The sequence below is a fragment of the Micromonospora sp. NPDC048040 genome, assembly GCF_055587185.1.
This window is the reverse complement of record NZ_JBVJGT010000063.1, coordinates 1-19,276: the sequence shown is the minus strand read 5'-3', so window position 1 is coordinate 19,276 and position 19,276 is coordinate 1. Positions and strand designations below refer to the sequence as shown.

Here is a 19,276-nt window from a genome sequence, read left to right as displayed (position 1 = left end):
AGAATGCCGGCAGTGAGTATGAGCGGTGCGTGGCGGATCATGGTGGTGAGCAAGGAGTCCCTCTTCGCGCAGCGGATCGTGTTCTCCGGTGACGTACAGAAGATGCTCAACCTGGAGGTCGGGACTTCGGCGTCAGCGAGTGGGAGGCGTTGGACACTTCGGTTCGAACACAACCGCGGTGACGGCGTCTGGCGGCCGAACGTTTCGGTGGAAGCGGGTGCCATCGTTCGGCGCGGCAACGAGTTCCAGCGGTTGATAGCGACGAAAGACGTGTTCTGGACCGGTGACCGTGAACACGACGACCTGAAGTTGCTGCTGACCCGCCCGGCGTCTGCGGGTGCCCCTGCGGAAGGAGTGGGCGGGTCGCCCTACGCTGTCGACGTCAACCTGTACGAGCTGCCGGAATCACTGGTGCTCCCATCGGTGGACAGCCCCGATGTGACACAGGAGAGGCAGCGTTCGTACGGCCACCCGGGGTCGGTGGGAACTCCCCTGAGGAGAAGGTCGTTCTGATCGCCGCTGACCCCGAATCGGCGGTTGACGGAACGCCCGGTGGGTCGTGGGGCTGGCACGTGGAACTCAGTGGCTCGACCTGAGGCCGAGCTCTGGTCGGTGCCGGGTGGGACGACCGTGGCACACGGTGGCCCCACCCGGCAGACGGTGTCTCTTGAGTCTTGCGGTGCTGAAAGCATCGATCCTGGGTACCAGTCAACTCTTTGCGGCTCGTAGCCGTGTAGTGGATGTGAGCACTAGACCTTTCCGGCGGCCGGCCCGCCGCAACGGACCCGAGCTGCCGCACGGCGAGATCACCCTGCAGGAGCCGCCGGTCGTCCCGGAGGTTGAGCCCGCTGGATTCCGCTCGCTCGGGATGATTCTGCCAAGCCTGCTGATGACCGGCGGGTTCATGTTCATGATGATGAGCAACTCGCTCAGAGGCCCGATGGGCATCGTCATGTTGGTCATGATGGCCGGCGGCATGCTGGGCATGGCGGTGTTCCAGATGACGATGCACTCTGGCAACCGCAAGCAGCAGATCAACGGCGACCGGCGCGACTACTTCCGCTATCTGTCCCAGACCAGAGGGCAGGTCCGCAATTACGCGGCGGAACAGCAGGCCGCGCTGGCCTGGCGGCACCCCGACCCGCAGTCGGTGTGGTCGCTGGCGATGACCAGCCGGCTGTGGGAGCGTCGGCCGACGCATCCGGACTTCGGCGAGATCCGGGTCGGTACCGGCGCCCAGCGGCTCGCGGTGCGGATCAGTCCGATGGAGACCAAGCCGGTGGAGGACCTGGAACCGGTGTGCGCGAAGGCGTTGCGCCGGTTCATCAAGGCGTACACGACGGTGCCCGACCAGCCCGTCGCGCTGTGCCTGCCCGGGTTCGCGCATGTGCGGATCAGTGGCGACCGGGACGTGGCGCTGGGCATGGTGCGCGCCATGCTCGCCCAGTTGGCCACCTTCCACGCCCCGGACGAGCTGCGGCTGGCTCTGTGCGTCGGCGCCGAGCAGGCCGCGCAGTGGGAGTGGGCCAAGTGGCTGCCGCACGCCAAGCATGCCACCGACGTCGACGCCGCCGGGCCGGTGCGGCTGTTCGGCGCCACCCTGGAAGAGGTGGAGCGGCTGCTGGGTGCGGAGTTCGCGGCCCGTTCCCGGTACGAGGACGACGCCCAGCCCTCCCGCGAGGAACCGTTCGTCGTGGTGGTCTGCGACGGCGGCGTCATCCCCGCGGGCGCCCGGCTGACCGTCTCCGGGTACCGCAACGCCGCCCTCGTCGACTTCGACGGCCGCGGCCTCGCCGACGGGGACAACGTGCTCAACCTGGAGGTGTCCGCCACCGACGTGGACATGATCGAGAAGGACCACGTGGGCCGGGAGGTGCGCACCCGGCTCGCCGCGCCCGACCACCTGGACCTGACCCGGCTGCGGACGCTGGCCCGGATCATGGCCCGGCACGCCACCAAGGTCACCAGCGAGCAGCCGGCCAGCGGGCTCAGCGCCGTCCTCGACCTGCCGGACCTGCTGGACATCACCGATCTGGACACCTTCGACCCCCGCGAGCGGTGGGACGCCCGCACGCCCGCCGACCGGCTGCGGGTACCCATCGGGGTGGCCGCCGACGGCTCCCCCATCGAGCTGGACATCAAGGAGTCCGCCGAGGGCGGGATGGGGCCGCACGGCATGCTCATCGGCGCCACCGGGTCGGGCAAGAGCGAACTGCTGCGCACCCTGGTGCTGGCCCTGGCGGCCACGCACTCCTCGGAGACCCTCAACTTCGTGCTGGTGGACTTCAAGGGCGGCGCCACCTTCGTCGGGCTGGACCGGCTGCCGCACGTCTCCGCGCTCATCACCAACCTGGCCGACGAGGCCGCGCTGGTCGACCGGATGCAGACCACGCTGCAAGGGGAACTGGTACGCCGGCAGGAGCTGCTGCGCCGGGCCGGCAACTTCACCTCGGTGCGCGACTACGAGAAGGCCCGGGCCCAGGGCGCCGAACTCGACCCGTTGCCCACTCTGTTCGTGGTGGTGGACGAGTTCAGCGAGCTGATCGCGACCAACCCCGACTTCATCCAACTGTTCGTGATGATCGGTCGGCTCGGCCGCTCGCTCGCGGTGCACCTGCTGCTGGCCTCGCAGCGGCTGGAGGACGGGCGCATCCACCAGCTTGAGGGCCACCTGTCGTACCGCATCGGGCTGCGTACCTTCTCCGCGATGGAGTCGCGGGCGGTCATCGGCGTACCCGACGCGTACGAGCTGCCGGGCGATCCGGGCAACGGATACCTGCGCTCCAGCGTCACCAGCATCACCCGGTTCAAGGCCGCGTACGTGTCCGGCCCGCACCGGGTACGCGGCACCAGGCTGCACCGCGAGGTGATCGCCAGCCAGGTGGTCCCGTTCACCGCCCGGGCCGCCGCGCCCGCCATCCCGGCGCCGCGCCCACCAGTGGAGCAGGCGCCGGACGAGCCGGCCGACACGGGCACCACCGTGTTGCACGCGCTGGTGGACCGGCTGGTCGACCAGGGTCCGCCGGCACACCAGGTGTGGATGGCGCCGCTGGAGGACGCGCCGACCCTGGACGACGTGCTGCCGCCGCTGTTGCCCGACCCCGAGCACGGGCTGCGTCCGATCGACGCCGGCCAGCAGGCGTACCTGCAGGTACCGCTCGGTCTCATCGACAAGCCGTTCGAGCAGATGCGCGACCTGCTCGTGGTGGACCTGGCTGGGGTCGGCGGGCACGTGGGCGTGGCCGGCGGGCCGCAGAGCGGCAAGAGCACCCTGCTGCGGTCGCTGGTGTGCGGGCTGGCCCTGACCCACTCGCCGCGGCAGGTGCAGTTCTACTGCCTCGACTTCGGCGGCGGTTCGCTGGCCGGATTGGCCGGCCTGCCGCACGTCGGCGGCGTGGCCGGCCGGCACGAACCGGAGCGGGTGGGTCGCACCGTGGCCGAGGTCCGCTCCATCCTGTTCGAGCGGGAACGCCGCTGCGCGGACCTGGGCATCCACGGCCGGGACGCCTACCGGCAGGCGCAGGCCGACGGTCGCATCCCGGAGGACCGGCTCGGCGACGTGTTCCTGGTCGTGGACGGGTGGTTCGCCCTGCGCCAGGAGTTCGAGCCGGTCGAGGAGATGGCCCGGGACATCGCCGCCCGCGGCCTGAACTACGGGGTACACATGATGGTCTCCATGGGCCGCTGGTCGGAACTGCACATGTCGATGCGGGACAAGATCGGGACCCGCCTCGAACTGCGCCTGGGCGACCCGGTGGAGTCCGGGATCGACCTGCGCGCGGCGGCCCAGGTGCCCCGCCGGCCGGGGCACGGGCTGACCGACGCGAAGCTGCACTTCCTCGGCGCGCTGCCGCGCATCGACGGCGTCCAGTCGGCCGAGGGACTCGCCGCGGCCACCGAGCACCTGGTGTCCGCGGTGGCGGACAGCTGGACCGGGGAACGGGCCGCTGCGGTACGCACCCTGCCGGCCTCGCTGCCGATGGCCGAGCTGCCGGCGCCGCAGGACGCCCGCATCGCGCTCGGCGTGGACGAAAACCAGCTCGCGCCGGTGTGGCACGACTTCCGGGCGATGCCGCACCTGACCGTGCTGGGGGACGCCGAGAGTGGCAAGACGAACCTGCTGCGCCTCGTCGCCCGGGCGATCGTCGCCAGCCACACCCCGGCCCAGGCGCGCATCATGGCCGTCGACTACCGGCGGCAGCTCTTCGACGACGTACCGGCCGCTTACCGGCTGGGCTACTCGGTCTCGCCGGACAGCACCCGGGACACCACGGCCGAGGCGGTGGCCGGCGTCAAGCCGCGGGTGCCCGGCTCCGACATCACCCCGGAGCAACTGCGTGCCCGCGACTGGTGGGCCGGCCCCGAGTTGTACGTCCTGGTCGACGACTACGAACTGCTCGCCGGGCACGACAACCCGCTGGCCGGCCTGATCCCGTTGCTGCCCCAGGGCGGCGACATCGGCCTGCACGTGGTCATCGCGCGGGCTGCGGCCGGGGCGATGCGACTGTCGATGGACCCGCTGCTGCGGCGCATCCAGGAACTGAACACTCCGGACGTGGCGCTGTCCTGCCCGCCGACGGAGGGTCCGCTGCTGGGTAACACCAAGCCGCGGACGCTGCCCCCGGGCCGGGCGCTGCTGTGCACCCGGCGCGGCAGCCGGCTGATCCAGACGGCTCTGGCACCCGAGCCCGCGGTACCCACCGAGGCCAGCCGATGACCCGCACCGCCACCCGCCCCCGTCGTACGCCCACCCCACCGCCCCGCACCGCTGAGCCGGCCGAGCGGGCCGCGGCGGCCGAGCGGGCCGAGCGGGCCGCGGCGGCCGAGCGGGCCGCGGAACTGGCGCGGCGGCTGCGGGCCGCGGCCTGCCTGCCCGGGCCGTCCGCAACGCCGACCGCGTGGCCGTGCGACGTGGGGCTGCTGGACTGGCTGCGCCGGATGACCTATCCCGGCCTGTACACCTGGGTGGTCGAGGAGAACCTGGCGCGCCGCTGGATCGGCGGCGACATCTTCGGCTCCCGCCGGCTGCCGCCGGCACCGGAGTTCCTCGCCGGCACCGATGTCCGCCGTCTCGCCCCGCACCTGGTCGCGCCGCTGTTGCGGCGGCTGAGCATGACGGGTCCGACCCCCAGCGCCGCCGACCTGGCGCCCGCGGCCCTGGCCGCCGACGCGGGCCGGGTCAGCACGTTCCGGCGCGACGACGCCGCCCGGCTCTGGGGCCAACCGGAGCACACGCCGCCGCTGCCCGACACCACCGCCATCCCGCACATCGTGCACGGCATCTGGCTCGGCCGGCCGCTGCCCGAGTCGAACGGCTTCTGGGCCAACTACGGCGCGGCGGCCGACAGCTACGCCGGCCAGGTCGACTTCGTGCTGTGGACGGACATCCCGCGGGCCCGCTTCGACGCGGCCCGCGCCACCCCGCCCGCGCCGGCCGGCCGGCCCGATCCGCTGGCCCCGGTACGCGCCCTGCTGGCCTGGGCCGGCACCCACGGCATCCACCTGGTGAGCGTGGCCGAACTGTTCCACGCGAACGCACCGATGACCCTGCACACCCCGTACGCCCTCGAGTTGAACCGGGGTCTGCCGCAGGGTTTCGCCGCGGCCAGCGACCACCTGCGGGTCGAGGTGGTACACCGGTTCGGCGGCCTCTACGCCGACGGTGACCTGCACTTCCTCCCGGACACCGCGCTCCCGCCGGACGAGCGGGCCGCCAGCCCGGCGGCCCAGCGTGCCGAGGGCCCGACGGGCGGTGGGTACCGGCTGTTCCGCGGCCGGTGGCACGGGCAGCCGGAGGCCGACGGACCGGCCCGGTTGCCGGAACTGTTCGACCGGGTCGCCGCGTCGGCGCACGGGTTCACGCTGCACGCGCTCACCGACGAGATCGTCCTCAACGACGTGATCCTGGCCCCGGCGGGGCATCCCGCGCTGGCATTGTGGCTGGAGGGCGCGCGGTACAACTACCTACGCGACCCGCGCGACCTGTACGCCACCGGCGCCTCCCAGCCGGCCGGGTCGGACCCGCCGCTCACGTCGGATTCGCCGCTCACATCGGACCCGCCGCCAACGTCGGACCCGCAAGCCGGGTCCGGCCCGCCGGTCGCGGGAGCGTCGGGGTGGCGGGGGGAGCCGGCCTCCTGGACCTGGGCGGTCACCGCGATGCGTACCGGGCGGGTGCACCACTGGCTGCTGGCCCGGCTGGGCATCGGCGTGGCCGAGCTGGTCAAGCCGGCGCCGGCGGTACGCGGGCACAGCGAGCTGAGCTGGCTGCCGCCGGTCGACGGCCAGCCGCCGGTCGTCTGCCCCGACCCGGACCCGCTGCCGACTCTGGTCGCCTGCGTGGACCTGCTGCGCTGGCAGCACCTGTCGCGCTCCGGGGACCTGTGCCTCACCGCGGTCGCTCCGCTGGTCCGCGGGCTGCCCGATCCGGACACCGCGTGGGCCGCGCTGCTGCTCGCGTTCGGGCACCTGTCCGTCGACCTCGGCCCGGTCACGTCGGTCACCGATCGGCGACGCAACCAGGACCGGACCCTCGACGTGGTGGCACTGCCGCCCGAGGCGGAGGCGCTGCTGGATCGTACCGCGACACCGGCCACCTGGTTCGGTTCCGGCGCCCGCTCCGGCGACGCTGGCGGAGCCGGACCGGAGGTCACCGCAGGCCGGGAGTACTGGTTCCTCGGCGAGCGCACGGTCCCGGCCCGGCTGCTGCCGCCGCGGCCCGACCCACCCGACGGACGCGGCGGGCGCGACCACATCGCGGACCTTCCGGCGACAGCCGCCGGATGACAGACCAGGAGAGTCATCATGGCAACCCCCAACAGAGGAGTCGTGGGCGGCGAGTTCGGCCTGATGGCCGACGAGGCGACCATCACCGGCATGGTCATGGCGTTCACGCAGGCCCAGACCGAGGCCGCCGACAGCTTTCGGAACGTCGTAGGAGCACAGGCCACTCTGCGGGCCCAGTGGCAGAGCGACGCGGCCGCGCAGAGGTTCTTTGAGGCCGTCAACCAGTGGCTGGCCGGCTTCCAGAAGGTCCAGGAGGGCCTGAACAAGCTCTGCCAGAGCATGGAGCAGTACGCGCACCTGACCACCACGACCGAAGACGACAGCGCCATGCAGGCCGGCAGCTGGGCCACGGCGCCCAACCACCAGTTCGTCAGCGGCAATCGTGTCCAATGGCCGCCGACTCCACTCGACCGTCACCCGGCTCACTAGCCGCAGGCATTGCGTGACCTGACGGGCGTAGCCGCTGGTCGCATCCGCGTGGCACAACCCAGGACCGGACCCGACCGGGCGGCGTCACAGGCCCGGCTGACCGCCCACCGGGTGCCCAACCGATCCGCCGCCGCGGCCCGACCCACCGGCCGGACGCGGTACACGCGGCCACATCACCCACCCTCCGCCGGCAGCGCCCGCCGATGACGAACAAGGAGAGTCATGGCAGAGAATCAGTACGGGTACGACGCGCAAGGCATCACACTCCCGATCGTCGCCGATGAGGCGACCATCACCGGCATGGTCATGGCGTTCGCCCAGGCCCAGACCGAGGCCAAGAACAGCAGCGCGAATGTCCAAGCCGCAGGCATAGCGCTGCAAAACTCGTGGCAGAGCGACGTGGCCGTGCATCGGTTCCTTGAGGCCGTCCAGCAGTGGCTGGCCGGCTTCCAGAAGGTCCAGCACGGCCTCAACATGCTCAACCTGAACATGGAGCAATACGCGCGACTGACCACCACGACCGAAGACGACAACGCTGTGCAGGCCGGCAGTTGGGCTGCAGGGGACGGCCTGCTGTACGGCAGGGCCCAGAGGGTCCAAATGCCGATGGCCCCACTCGGACGGATCGAAGGTGAGTGACCGCCAATTGGCTCACTAACCGCAGGTGTTGCCTGACCACCCGCCGGGAGTACTGGTTCCTCGGCGAGCGCACGGTCCCGGCCGGAAGGGGGGTGAGGCCGCAGGATGCCCAACCGACCCGCCGCCGTGGCCCGACCCACCGGCCGGACGCGGCACACGAGGCCACATCATCCGCCTTCCCGCGACGCGCGCCGGATGACGAAGAAGGAGAATCATGGCAACCCCCGACAACGGGATCGTCGCCGATCAGGAGACCATCACCGGCATGGTCATGGCGTTCGCGCAGGCCCAGACCGAGGCCAAGGACAGCTATCGGAACGTCATAGCCGCAACCAAGGCGCTGACCGCCTCGTGGTCGAGCGACACGGCCGAGCCGAGGTTCATTGAGGCCATCAGGCAGTGGTTGACCGGCTTCCAGAAGGTCCAGCTGGGCCTGGACACGCTCAACCAGAACATGGAGCAGTACGCGCAACTGACCACCACGACCGAAGACGACAACGCCATGCAGGCCGGCAGTTGGGCCGTAGCGACCGGCGGTGTCCCGGACGGTCCCGCCAACGGCTGGGTCCCCTCCACTCCGACCAGTTCCATTGTGATCTACGAAAAGCGGGTCCCGTCTTCAGACGGTGCGTGACCTGGCGCGTCCAGTTGCCGCAACTGGACGGTGCCGTCGTCGGGCCAGTGCGCACCGACCCGGCCGCTGGCCGCCTGCAGATGGCAGAGCGGCCATCGGCAGCGCGGCGAAGAGCGCGAACACGGCTACCATCGGCGTCACCGCGCTGATGATGGCCCCGGCCGTGCGGGTGATGCCCTCGGTGACCGCCAGCCGGGTCGGTGGTCCTCGGTCGTGGCCCTCCCGGATCCGGCTCCGGGGTCCTGAATCGCATCGCTGTCTACCGGAGAGGACCCCCATGAACCGCTTCGACGGACGTACCGCCATCGTCACCGGCGGTGGATCCGGCATCGGCCAAGCCACCGTCCTGCGTCTGCTCGACGAAGGCGCCACCGTGGTCGCCGCCGACATCTCCGCCGACGGACTCGCCGACACCGAGACCCGGGCCAAGAGCGCCGGCACGGCGCCGCGGCTGAGCACCGCGGTGCTCGACATCGCCGACGAGACCGCCGTGCAGGACGTCGTCGGCCGCGCCATCACCGACCTGGGTCGCCTCGACGTGCTCGTCAACGCCGCTGGGATGCTGCGCGGCGCGCACACCCACGACTGCAGCCTCGAACTGTGGAACCGCGTCATCGCCGTCAACCTGACCGGCACCTTCCTGGTTACCCGAGCCGCCCTGCCGGCGCTGCTGGACACCGGCCGCGGCGTGATCGTCAACTTCAGCTCGACCTCCGCGTCGTTCTCGCATCCGTTCATGGCCGCGTACTCGGCCAGCAAAGGCGGTGTCGAGGCGTTCACCCACGCCATCGCCGGCGAATACGCCAAGCAGGGCCTACGCGCCGTCAACATCGCACCCGGCAGTATCAGCAGCGGCATCACCAACGACTTCACCAGGCTCGTGCCCTCCGACATCGACTACACCCTGCTCCGCAAACTCACACCCGCACTCGGACAGGGTCACGCCGCACCGGAGACCGTCGCAGGAGTCGTCGCGATGCTCGCCTCCGACGACGGAGCCTTCATCACGGGCACAGAGATCCGCATCGACGGCGGCACCCACCAGTAACTACGCCGGGATGCGCGCGTAGCCATTGCGCGAGTGGTTCGGCCTCCCGGCCTGGCAGGACGTCGATCGGGCGCCGGCCCGGCGACGGCCGGGCCCTTGAGATGAGCTCTGTGCCGGCTCCCGGCCCGGATGCGGTTGCGCCGGAGCCGTTCCGGGGCCTCCATGGAATGCCCGCGTTCGTGCGATCCCCACGAGCGATTTGGCGGCGTCGGTGGACTTCTGGATTCGTGGGTTCGGATTCTTCGAGCTGTTCAGCATCTCCGGCAGGCTCGTGCATCTGCGCCGGTGGGCGTTTCAGGACGTACTCCTCGTCCGTTCAGCGTCGGCCGGGATCGGATGATCGCCGTCCACGAGCGCGGCCTGCTGCCGACCGTCGAGCAGCAGGCCGCGATCCTCGGCCCCAAGTGGAACCCGGACTGGGTGTAGAAGGAACCACCTGCCGGGCTTGAGACGAGCCGGCTGATCACGCGTTGGGTCGGTCGTGGGGTGGCTGTACGACCAAGGCGCACCTGGCCTGGCCTGCGAGCAGGGCCGCACGCCCTGGGCGATGCCGACGACCGGCGGGCAGCGTGGCGACAGCCGCGGTTCGCCCGGGTCCCGGCCCGCCGGTGGCCGACCCCGCATCCGACCCGGCCGGTCCTGGCGGACAAGGTCTACAGCTCGCGCGGCAACCACGCGAACCCATCCGCGGGAGGATTAAAAAGTCGTGAACTCCGGCGACGGTGCAGGCGTGTTCGGGATATGAGCGCCGAGCGCGGGGAACTCTGCCGGCTGTTGGTCGTCGGACCGACCAGCCAGGTCGACGTGAGCCTGCCCACCCATATTCCCTTGGCCGACATGATGCCGGCCCTGCTGAGCGCGTTGGGACCGGACCTCGCCGATCGTGGGCTGGAACACAGCGGCTGGATCGTCCAGCGGCTGGGCGGGCCGGCCCTCGACGAGTCGAGCACTGTCGGGGATCTCGACCTGCTCGACGGCGAGGTCGTCCACGTACGCCCGCGTACCGACCAGATTCCGCCGCTGGCCTACGACGACCTTGTCGATGGCGTCTCGGCCGGCATCCGCAAGCGGTCCGGGTTGTGGCGGCCGCAGACCACGCGGGTCACCGCCCTGCTGCTGCTCGCCGCCTGGCTGGCCGCCTGGCTGGCCGCCGCGCGGATGTGGCCGGGCGCGCCTCGGGGCCCGGTGCTGCTCGCGGCGATAGCGGCGATGTGCTTTGTCGCGGGCTTCGCGGTGGTACGCAAGCTGGCCGACCGGGCGACGGCCGGCATCCTGGGCGCCGCCTGCGTGGCCGGGACGGTGCTCGCCGCGCTGGAAGCGGTGGCGCCGCACTCCCCGCTGGCTGGCGCGGCCGATGCCTTCGTACCCCGGCTGATCTTCGTGGTTGCCAGCGCCGGCACCGTCGCCGCGTTGCTGGTGGCCGCGTTCGTCTTCCCGCGCACCGGCTGGCGGCCGGTCACCGTCGGCCTGCTGGTGGCCTGGCTGCTGGTCGTCGCCGCGCTCCTGCTGCGCACCAGGGCCACGCTGGACTGGACCACGATCGCCGCGATCATGGTCGTCGTCACCACGGCGCTGCGCCCGGCGGTCCCGGCGGCCGCCTTCAAGCTCGCCGGGCTCGCCCTGCCGGAGACGCCCGCCGAACCGGCGGACCTGCAGGAGAACATCGACCCGGAACCGGCCGCCGAGGTGCTTCCCCGGGCCGCCGCCGCGGACCAGTTCATGACCGCCCTGTACGCGGCGCTCGGGCTGGTCTCCGGGGCCGCGATGGTGTGGCTGGCGGCGGCGCCCGGCTGGGCCGCGCCGCTGGCCGCCTGGCTGGCCGCCGCCGCCCAGATCCTGGTCACCCGCCCGATGACGAGCACCTGGCACAGGTTGGCGCTGGCCGGCCCGGCGCTGGCCGCCATGGCGACCTGGTGCCTGACCGCGACCACGGATCGGGGTCAGCTCGCCGCCCAACTGGCCATCGGCTGCTGCCTGATCATGGTGGCGGTGTGCGGGCTGGCCGCGCGGATTCCGGTCGGCCGGCGTTTCAACCCGATCTGGGGTCGGATGGGCGACTTGGCGCATACCGCGGTGGTGGCCGCCCTGGCGCCGACCGTCGTGGTCATCACCGGCCTGATCGACGTGATCCGGGCGCGGGTGGGTTGACATGTCGTCGCGTCGTGACCAGGTAGACGCCCAGCGGTACATGATGACCCGGGTGACCGGTGCGCTGGTGCGGGCCGAGCCGGAGGCCGCCGAGTCACCGACCCGCCGGGACCGCACCGGTACCTTCGCGGGCCTCGTGTTCGCGATCCTGCTGCTGGTCGTGGTCGCGATCTGGGCGCTGATGCCGGGATCGGGCTCCACCAGTTGGCAGCAGCCGCGGATGCTGGTGGTGGACTCCTCGACCGGGGCGCGCTACGTGCTGGTCGACGGCCAACTGCGCCCGGTCAACGACGTGGCGACGGCCAGCCTGCTGGCCGGTGGTCGGCTCACCCCGGTCACCGTCTCCTCGTCCAAGCTCGCCAAGCTGCCGCGGGGCGCGGCCGTGGGTACCCCGGCCGGGCCGCAGGTCCTGCCCGCGGCCAACCGGGTCAACCAGGGCGTGTGGCGTGCCTGCAGCCGGGGTACCGGCCAGATCGTCCTGGACGTCGACGTGCCGGCGGCCCCCGAGCCGCTCGGCGACGGGCAGGCGCTGCCGGTCACCGCGGGCGGGAAGACCTACCTGCTGTGGGGAGGGCGGCGGCTGCTGCTCCCGCAGTCCTGGATGGCCGACGTGCTGGGGCTGGGGCTGGTCGTTCCCGTGCCGGTGGCGACCACCTGGCTGGAGTTGATCCCGCTGGGCGATACGGTCGGCCCGCCGAAGGTGGCCGGGGCCGGCGGCGCCGGGCCGAGGGTGGCCGGCCGGCCGACGTCGATCGGCCAGATGTTCGCCGTGGACATGGGCAACGGCAAGGTCGGCCATTACCTGATGACCACCGACGGGCTGGCCCCGCTGACCGAGACCGAGTATCTGCTGCGGCGGGCCACGCCGGGCGCGGCCAGGGAGACCGCCATCACCGCGGCCGATCTGGTCGCCGCCGGCCAGCGCAGCCCGGCGCGCCCTCTGACCACGCTGCCGGCCACCCCGCCCAAACCGCCATCCCTATCAGAGGGTGCCGTGGCCTGTGTGGAGTTCGCGGGAAAGGCCGGCGAGAAACCTACGGTCGTCCTGGCCACCGGGACCGGCATGCCGACCGGCGGCAGCGGCGGGAAGACCGCCGTGACGGTGCGGGTGACGCCGGGCGGGGGAGCGCTGCTGATGCCCCCGGCGAACGCCGAAACCGATCGGTGGCGGCAGCAGGGCCTGCTGGTCAACGAGCGGGGGATTGCCTACCCGATCATGGGCGGCGACGTCACCACCCTGGGCTATTCCCTCAACCAGGCGGTGGTCATGCCCACCGCGCTGGTCGCCATGCTGCCCGTCGGGCCGGCACTGGTCCGGCCGGAAGGGGGGTGAGGCCGCCGGGTACCCGATCGATCCGCGTCGCGGCCCGACTCACCGGCCGGACGCGGCAGGCGCGACCACATCACACGGCTTCCGGCGACGCGCGCCGGATGACAAACAAGGAGAGTCATGGCAACCCCGAACAACGGGATCGTCGCCGATCAGGCGACCATCACCGGCATGGTCATGGCGTTCGCCCAGGCCCAGACCGAGGCCAGCGACAGCTATCGGAACGTCACGGCCGCACAGGGCAACCTGGCCGCCGTGTGGCAGAGCGACGCGGCCTCGAAAAGGTTCCTTGAGGCCGTCAACCAGTGGCTGGCCGGCTTCGCGAAGGTCCAGCAGGGACTGAACATGCTCAACCAGAACATGGAGCAGTACTCGCAACTGACCACGACGACCGAAGACGACAACGCCATGCGGTCCGGCGGCTGGGCCGCAGCCTGACCGCCGAACGTCCCACCCATAAAACCCGGGCCGACAAAGCCCGGACCGACGAACGTTAAGGAGGCCGAGGATGGCCAACTACGCTATCAATCCCGCCGCGGTACACAACGTCGCCGAGGAAATGCGCAGGGAAACCAGCGACCTCGATCGATCGCTGGAAAACCTCCAGCAGCATGTACAGCGGTTCATCCAAGCCAACAACGGCCAGGCGCCGGAAGCCTACGCGCAGGCTCAGCAGCTGTGGAACCAGGGCCAGCAGGAAATGCGGCAGGCCCTGGCACTGGGGCAGGCTCGCCTTCTGGAGATCGTCCAGAACTACGTCCTCGGCGACAACAAGGGCGCGGCCATCTTCACCTAGGAGACCGCTGGGCGCCGGTGTCCTGAGCCAGTGCATCTGATGCCTGTCCAGCGAAACTGACGCGACGGATCACCTACCTGATGCAAGCACCCAGCCGAACCGACGCCACACGAAGTCGAGACGGCGATCCTGCCGAGCCGATTCTGGGTCAGATGCACTGGTCCGCCGCACCACGGGGTGGACCAGTGCATCTGACCCACCGTTGTCCATGGACTTGCTTGGACCTTGGATTCCCCGAATCAGTACAGCCGAGTCCCCGTTGCGCCGACTCCGTCGAGAGGGATACACGATGAAGAACATCGTCATCAACGAGAACTACCTGCGGAAGCTGCAGGGCGTCTACACCAAGCAGGGAGATGAGATCGACCTGATGTACGGCAAGGACTACGTGTACGGCTCCCTGCCGGATTCGACGGTCGACTTCACGAAGCCGTTCAAGCTGCGCCTCGGCGGGAAGGGTTTCACCGAGGCGGAGAGCCTGACGGAGAGGATCGATACCGTTCGGGCGGGCCTGGCCGCGCGCTTCAAGGGCGCGCGGGGCGAAATCAACATCCTGGAGCTCGGCATCAAATTCCTGCTGGCCGACTCCGATGCCGTCGAACAGGCGAGCACGTTGAGCGCCGAGCAGTTCGATTACTTCATGCCCACTTCTGGGAGTTAGTAATGACGAACACCGCGACGTTCGAGGACATGCTAGCAAGCATTCTGGGGCTGGTGCTCGGCGGCGGAAGCGACGGGAAAGCGGGTTCCATCAACAACGATTACCGACCGAAGACCATCCAGGGTCCCGGTTACTGGCTGATCAGCCAGACCAGCTCACACAAGGAACTCGGCGGGTACATGCCCGACTACGACAAGGACGCGGTCACCTTCTACAGGTGGAAACAGGACGGGGCGATAAAGCACGTCACGCGGCTGACGGTGTGGGTGGGCGTGACCAACAACGAAACGCCTCAGGGTCAGACGCGCAACACCACCGACCCGACAAAGGTGGTCAACGGCGGGGCCAACCAGGTCGTCAGTCTCGGCAATGCGTGGGAACGCTTGCGCGCCGACCTGCCCAAGGTGGCCGGACCGGGCAAGGCGTTCGACCCGTACTCGATCGGGTCGCTTCGCGAGATCCTGGGCAACCTGACGACCCACGCGATGGGGATCTCGGGTTCGCTGACCGACCAGATCAAGTCGGTGAACGTCAAGAACCCCGAATTCAAAGGCTCCGCCGAATCGGCCTGGATCCGTCGGGTGCAGAACGCGAACAAGTACCTCGTCGACGTCGATCCCCAGTTCAAAATCTGGGACACGACGCTGTCCCAGGTCGAGCAGGCAATGTGGGACTTCATCCACGCGGTGGAGGACACCTTCGACAGGTGGACCCAGGTCCACCCGGGCGGTATCTGGCAGCATCCGTACCGGGTCATCGCCAGGATGTTCAACGAGAGCACTCTCGAGTACGGCGACCTGCACAACGGCCAGTCGAACGCCTGGGACCTGGGCCAGCAGTACGCCAACACCGGGGACACATCAGGACACAAGGGGCGAACCGCATCCCCCAACCAGGATTCCGGTGTCGTCACGTGGACGCCGCCGGAGTGGGTGGAATACCACCCGATCGATGCCTTCAGCGTCGAGCAGTGGAACGGGCTGGACCGGCATCTGCGCCAGATGTGGGCCAAAAAAGCCATTGACAGCTTCAAGCCGGCGTTGGTCGCGGCGGAGAAGCTGATGTCGGTGTTCGTCGCTGCGCGCAACCCGATAAGCATCACCGACCCGAAGCCGGTAGCACCCTTTCCGATGCCCAACGACGTTGGGGCGATGCCCAATGGGGCATTCCCCAACAATCCGTTCGGGAACATGCCAGACCCCTTCGCCAACTGGGGTAACCCATTCGCCAACTGGGGCAACCCGTTCGCGAACATGGGCAACCCGTTCGCGAACATGGGCAACCCGTTCGCGAACATGGGCAACCCGTTCGCGAACACGGGTAATCCCTTCGCGAACATCGGCGGCGGCATGGGTAACCCGTTCGCCAATGGCGCCATGGACAATCCGTTCACCAATGGTGGCCCGGGTAGTGTCTTTACCGCTGGTGGCGGTGTGGACAATCCGTTCACCAATGGTGGCCCGGGGAGTGTCTTTACCGGTGGTGGCGGTGTGGACAATCCGTTCACCAATGGTGGCCCGGGGAGTGTCTTTACCGGTGGTGGCGGTGTGGACAATCCGTTCACCAATGGTGGCGCGGACGGTCCACTTGCCGCGGGTGTTCTTGCTCCGGGCAGTCTGATCCACAAGTCGGTCAAGCCGTCTGCTGGCGGCGGTGTGGACAATCCGTTCACCGGTGGCCCGGGCAGCCTCTTCCCGTCCAGCGGTTCACAGGCGAACAACAAGCTGCCCGGGCCGCAGGCGTTGGGTGATCTGACGCCGGCCCAGTTGAAGCAGCTGGATTCGGCCGGGCTGCTGAACAACGTGCCGCTCACTCCTGAGCAGGCCGCCTACCTGCGGAAGAAGGGTATGGCGGCGCCGAACGGCGCGACGAGGCTCGGTCAGCTCAATCCGGATCAGCTTGCCGCGCTCCAGAAGGGCGGGCTGCTGGACCGGACCCCGATCACCGACGCCCAGCGGGCGAACCTCGGGCTGCCCGAGCCGCAGGCGTTGGGTGATCTGACGCCGGCCCAGTTGAAGCAGCTGGATTCGGCCGGGCTGCTGAACAAGGTGCCGCTCACTCCTGAGCAGGCCGCCTACCTGCGGGAGCACGGTCTGGCGGCGCCGAACGGTACGAAGACGCTCGGTCAGCTCACCCCGGATCAGCTCGCCGCGCTGCAGAAGGGCGGGCTGCTGGACCGGATCCCGATCAGCGACGCCCAGCGGGCGAACCTGGGACTGCCCGAGCCGTCGAGGCAGTCCGGCGGGGGCGGATCCGTACCGGGCCTGAAGGACCTGGGCAAGCTGCCGTGGCCGTCGCCTGACACCGGGCCGACGCCGCCGGTGGACAAGAATCCGTTCCCGACGACGGTCGACGGTAAGAACGTGTCGCCCAAGCCGGGCATGAGCGGGACCATCGCGCCCCCGTCGCTCGGCGACGTCACGAAACCCGGTTCGGCCGCCTTCCCGAAAATTCCCGGCGTGCAGGTCGGTACCGGGGGCCTGTCGTCGGTGCCCGGCATATCCGGCTCGCCCGGGGCGCTGAATCAGGACAAGTTGGGGTTGCCCCTCGGTGGTCCGGGTGCGACACCGGGTGCCGGCACGGCCACGGGTACCGGCGTTGCTGTCCCACAGCCTGGCTCGGGCGGCATGCCGTCCGGTGGGATGCCGCCCGGTGGGATGCCGTTCATGCCCCCCATGATGCCGGGCATGGGCGGCGCCCCCCAGAAGGACCGCGATCGCCAGCGCAGCACCTGGTTGAAGGAGGACGAGAAGGTCTGGGGTACCGACCCCGACTGTGCGCCGGCGGTGATCGGCCGGCGCGGTCGTGGCACCCGGGTCGACGACGACGAGTTCGACACGCCTGACGAGCGTCCCGGCACCCAGGATGAGCGCCGCCGGTACCGGGGCCGTTGAACATTGTTGCGACGAAGTGAACCCGCCGCTACGGACCAACCGTGAGATGGCAGAGGAGGTAACGGGATGAGCATGTTGGGCGACGAGGAACTGTTGGCCGAGATGCGTGCGGCCCTGGATGAGGCTGAGGCCGCGGCCGACCGGGTACGCCGGCGCGTGGCCCGGTCGAAGACCACTGTGGAGGACAAGAAGAAGGTGCTGTCGGTGACCGTGGGTGGGCAGGGCGAGCTGACCCGGATCACCTTCAACGGGGACGCCTACCGGCGACTCGCGCCGGCCGAGCTGGCCGACCTGATCGTGACGACGGCGCGTACCGCTCGCGAGGGCGCCGAGCGGAAGACGATGGCCGGTACCGCCAAGTTGCTGGCCGACCATGCCGGGCTCGGCGACGTCGCGCGGTCGGCCACGACCATGGAGGAACTTCTCGAGGGCGTCATCGGCCTGGCTTCCGGCAAGGATGACCGGCAGCGGGGGAGGGCGGCGTCATGAGTGCAGAAGTGATCACCTTCAACGGGGATGCCCTGGCCCAGCGGGTGGGGTTGCTGGAGGAGTTCGTGAAAGAGCTGACTGGGACGGCAATGTCGCTGGAGGAGATCCTTCTGTGCCGGTGGGCGGGGGACGACGAGCAGAGCCAGCTGGTTCGCGCGGCCGTGCTGCACCTCCTCGGGGATCTGGTGCTCGGGGTCTTCGGCCAACTGGCTAACGCGGCCGGATTCCAGGGCGAGAAGGTGGGCATCACCCGTCAAATCGGGGTCAACACTGAGGCAACCAACACGGAGGCGGTCCCGGAGATCGGCGGCGTCCGCGGCTGATCCGCACTGGAACGAGATGGTCGGAAGCGGGGGTGGCGGTCAGCGCGGCTGACTGTCCCGCGCGGGATGCCCTGATTCGGGGCGGGGAGGGAGCGTTGCGCGTTGGCCGCCGCCTTTTCGACCCTTGAGCTCGACGAGAGCGCGATGCGGGTTTTGGAAGCGTTCACCGCGCTCAAGCTGTCCCGGGCGAAGCTGCCGCTGTTGTGGCAGGACATCGGCACGGCTGAAGTGCTGGAGCATCGGGTGCGTACGGTGCTGGGCCCGTTGCTGGAGCAGACGATCAAGGCGGTCGGGGAGGCGGGGGAGGGGGAGGTCTTCGACCGGTTCGTGGCCCAGACCGCTCCGTTTGTGAAGAAGATGGCCGAGACGGCCGACCTGATACTCGCCGTGATCGAGGCGGAGACGAAGTTCTTCCTCGATACGGAGAGGGGCAAGCGTACGGCGGCCATCATGTTTTCCTTCATGATGGCCGAGTTCGCCAGCATTTTCGCGATGTGGTTCTGGAATCCCGTGGGGGCGGCGGCACGCCTCGCCCAGACACGGTCGATCATCCAGACGATCCTGCGTTCGACGTTGGTCCGGTCGGCGGCGAGCGGCATGGCTATGCAGATGCTGTACATGCCGGGTTCCGCGCTGCTGGCCGAGGTGTCCATGATGACCGACGGTCTGCAGTCCGGGGTGAACTGGGCGGCGGTCGGTAAGCAGGCGGCGTTCGCGGCGTCGGCGGCGTTCCTCGGCACGGTGGCCGGGCCGGCGCTGGGCAAGGTCGCTGGCGCTGTCGCCGGCGCCGTCAGCAAGCTGGGCGTGTCGGATGCCACCAAAACTCTGCTGACCGATGTGCTGACGCGGCCCTTGACGGAGACCCTCGGGGAGGGGCTCTTCGGTATCGGTGCCAGCTTGATGGTCGAGGGGTACTACGACTTCAGTAATCTCGGTGCGGACATTCTTTCCGGGGCGCTCTCGGGGGCAGGGGGATCGGCCGCGGGGGGGGGGGGGGGGGGGGGGGGGGGGGGGGGGGAAGGGGAGGGGGGGGGGGGGGGGGGGAGGGGGGGGGGGGTGGTGTTAAAGGAGGAGGAAGTGCAGCTCGGCGCAGGCAGAG

The 19,276-nt window shown here is 69.9% G+C and carries 16 protein-coding genes; all 16 read left to right on the top strand.

Annotated features, from left to right (window positions below):
* Positions 1–3 precede the first annotated feature (3 nt).
* Entirely contained in the window at positions 4–513 is a 510-nt protein-coding gene (locus ACZ6O2_RS31885; protein ID WP_466025527.1) for a hypothetical protein, read from the top strand.
* A 229-nt stretch (positions 514–742) separates the two neighbouring features.
* On the top strand, positions 743–4,717 hold the full coding sequence (gene eccCa, locus ACZ6O2_RS31880; protein WP_466025526.1) for a type VII secretion protein EccCa: 3,975 nt from the start codon (positions 743–745) through the stop codon (positions 4,715–4,717).
* Positions 4,714–6,786 (top strand): hypothetical protein, encoded by a 2,073-nt coding sequence (locus ACZ6O2_RS31875; RefSeq protein ID WP_466025525.1) that lies wholly within the window; start codon positions 4,714–4,716, stop codon positions 6,784–6,786. Before eccCa ends, ACZ6O2_RS31875 begins: the two co-directional genes overlap by 4 nt.
* A gap of 18 nt (positions 6,787–6,804) precedes the next feature.
* Positions 6,805–7,215, top strand: coding sequence for a WXG100 family type VII secretion target (locus tag ACZ6O2_RS31870; RefSeq protein ID WP_466025524.1), 411 nt, complete (start codon positions 6,805–6,807; stop codon positions 7,213–7,215).
* Positions 7,216–7,437: 222 nt separating this feature from the next.
* On the top strand, positions 7,438–7,854 hold the full coding sequence (locus ACZ6O2_RS31865) for a hypothetical protein (RefSeq protein WP_466025523.1): 417 nt from the start codon (positions 7,438–7,440) through the stop codon (positions 7,852–7,854).
* Between the two features lie 214 nt (positions 7,855–8,068).
* On the top strand, positions 8,069–8,488 hold the full coding sequence (locus ACZ6O2_RS31860; RefSeq protein WP_466025522.1) for a WXG100 family type VII secretion target: 420 nt from the start codon (positions 8,069–8,071) through the stop codon (positions 8,486–8,488).
* Between the two features lie 277 nt (positions 8,489–8,765).
* A complete protein-coding gene (locus ACZ6O2_RS31855) occupies positions 8,766–9,536 on the top strand; it encodes an SDR family NAD(P)-dependent oxidoreductase (protein ID WP_466025521.1) in 771 nt (256 codons plus the stop codon).
* A gap of 741 nt (positions 9,537–10,277) precedes the next feature.
* The gene (eccD, locus tag ACZ6O2_RS31850) at positions 10,278–11,684 is read left to right on the top strand and encodes a type VII secretion integral membrane protein EccD (RefSeq protein WP_466025520.1); all 1,407 of its coding nucleotides are present in this window, start codon (positions 10,278–10,280) and stop codon (positions 11,682–11,684) included.
* Position 11,685: 1 nt separating this feature from the next.
* Positions 11,686–13,017, top strand: a complete 1,332-nt coding sequence (gene eccB, locus ACZ6O2_RS31845; protein ID WP_466025519.1) for a type VII secretion protein EccB — start codon at positions 11,686–11,688, stop codon at positions 13,015–13,017.
* 117 nt (positions 13,018–13,134) lie between these two features.
* A complete protein-coding gene (locus ACZ6O2_RS31840; protein WP_466025518.1) occupies positions 13,135–13,452 on the top strand; it encodes a WXG100 family type VII secretion target in 318 nt (105 codons plus the stop codon).
* Between the two features lie 70 nt (positions 13,453–13,522).
* Positions 13,523–13,810, top strand: a complete 288-nt coding sequence (locus tag ACZ6O2_RS31835) for a WXG100 family type VII secretion target (RefSeq protein ID WP_466025517.1) — start codon at positions 13,523–13,525, stop codon at positions 13,808–13,810.
* A gap of 289 nt (positions 13,811–14,099) precedes the next feature.
* Positions 14,100–14,471: a hypothetical protein gene (locus tag ACZ6O2_RS31830; RefSeq protein WP_466025516.1), complete on the top strand. Its 372-nt coding sequence runs from the start codon at positions 14,100–14,102 to the stop codon at positions 14,469–14,471.
* Between the two features lie 2 nt (positions 14,472–14,473).
* Positions 14,474–17,365, top strand: coding sequence for a hypothetical protein (locus tag ACZ6O2_RS31825; RefSeq protein WP_466025515.1), 2,892 nt, complete (start codon positions 14,474–14,476; stop codon positions 17,363–17,365).
* A 66-nt stretch (positions 17,366–17,431) separates the two neighbouring features.
* The gene (locus ACZ6O2_RS31820; protein ID WP_466025514.1) at positions 17,432–17,854 is read left to right on the top strand and encodes a YbaB/EbfC family nucleoid-associated protein; all 423 of its coding nucleotides are present in this window, start codon (positions 17,432–17,434) and stop codon (positions 17,852–17,854) included.
* The gene (locus ACZ6O2_RS31815; RefSeq protein WP_466025513.1) at positions 17,851–18,177 is read left to right on the top strand and encodes a hypothetical protein; all 327 of its coding nucleotides are present in this window, start codon (positions 17,851–17,853) and stop codon (positions 18,175–18,177) included. Before ACZ6O2_RS31820 ends, ACZ6O2_RS31815 begins: the two co-directional genes overlap by 4 nt.
* A 102-nt stretch (positions 18,178–18,279) precedes the next feature.
* Positions 18,280–19,276, top strand: a 997-nt coding sequence (locus tag ACZ6O2_RS31810; protein ID WP_466025512.1) for a hypothetical protein, incomplete at its 3' end; no start/stop codon positions are given.

Coding starts and splice junctions, on each gene's coding strand:
- ACZ6O2_RS31860 (WP_466025522.1), top strand. CDS start 8,069: ATGGCAACCCCCGACAACGGGATCGTCGCCGATCAGGAGACCATCACC.
- ACZ6O2_RS31870 (WP_466025524.1), top strand. CDS start 6,805: ATGGCAACCCCCAACAGAGGAGTCGTGGGCGGCGAGTTCGGCCTGATG.
- ACZ6O2_RS31815 (WP_466025513.1), top strand. CDS start 17,851: ATGAGTGCAGAAGTGATCACCTTCAACGGGGATGCCCTGGCCCAGCGG.
- ACZ6O2_RS31820 (WP_466025514.1), top strand. CDS start 17,432: ATGAGCATGTTGGGCGACGAGGAACTGTTGGCCGAGATGCGTGCGGCC.
- ACZ6O2_RS31840 (WP_466025518.1), top strand. CDS start 13,135: ATGGCAACCCCGAACAACGGGATCGTCGCCGATCAGGCGACCATCACC.
- ACZ6O2_RS31875 (WP_466025525.1), top strand. CDS start 4,714: ATGACCCGCACCGCCACCCGCCCCCGTCGTACGCCCACCCCACCGCCC.
- eccB (WP_466025519.1), top strand. CDS start 11,686: ATGTCGTCGCGTCGTGACCAGGTAGACGCCCAGCGGTACATGATGACC.
- ACZ6O2_RS31885 (WP_466025527.1), top strand. CDS start 4: ATGCCGGCAGTGAGTATGAGCGGTGCGTGGCGGATCATGGTGGTGAGC.
- ACZ6O2_RS31835 (WP_466025517.1), top strand. CDS start 13,523: ATGGCCAACTACGCTATCAATCCCGCCGCGGTACACAACGTCGCCGAG.
- ACZ6O2_RS31830 (WP_466025516.1), top strand. CDS start 14,100: ATGAAGAACATCGTCATCAACGAGAACTACCTGCGGAAGCTGCAGGGC.
- ACZ6O2_RS31865 (WP_466025523.1), top strand. CDS start 7,438: ATGGCAGAGAATCAGTACGGGTACGACGCGCAAGGCATCACACTCCCG.
- eccD (WP_466025520.1), top strand. CDS start 10,278: ATGAGCGCCGAGCGCGGGGAACTCTGCCGGCTGTTGGTCGTCGGACCG.
- ACZ6O2_RS31825 (WP_466025515.1), top strand. CDS start 14,474: ATGACGAACACCGCGACGTTCGAGGACATGCTAGCAAGCATTCTGGGG.
- ACZ6O2_RS31855 (WP_466025521.1), top strand. CDS start 8,766: ATGAACCGCTTCGACGGACGTACCGCCATCGTCACCGGCGGTGGATCC.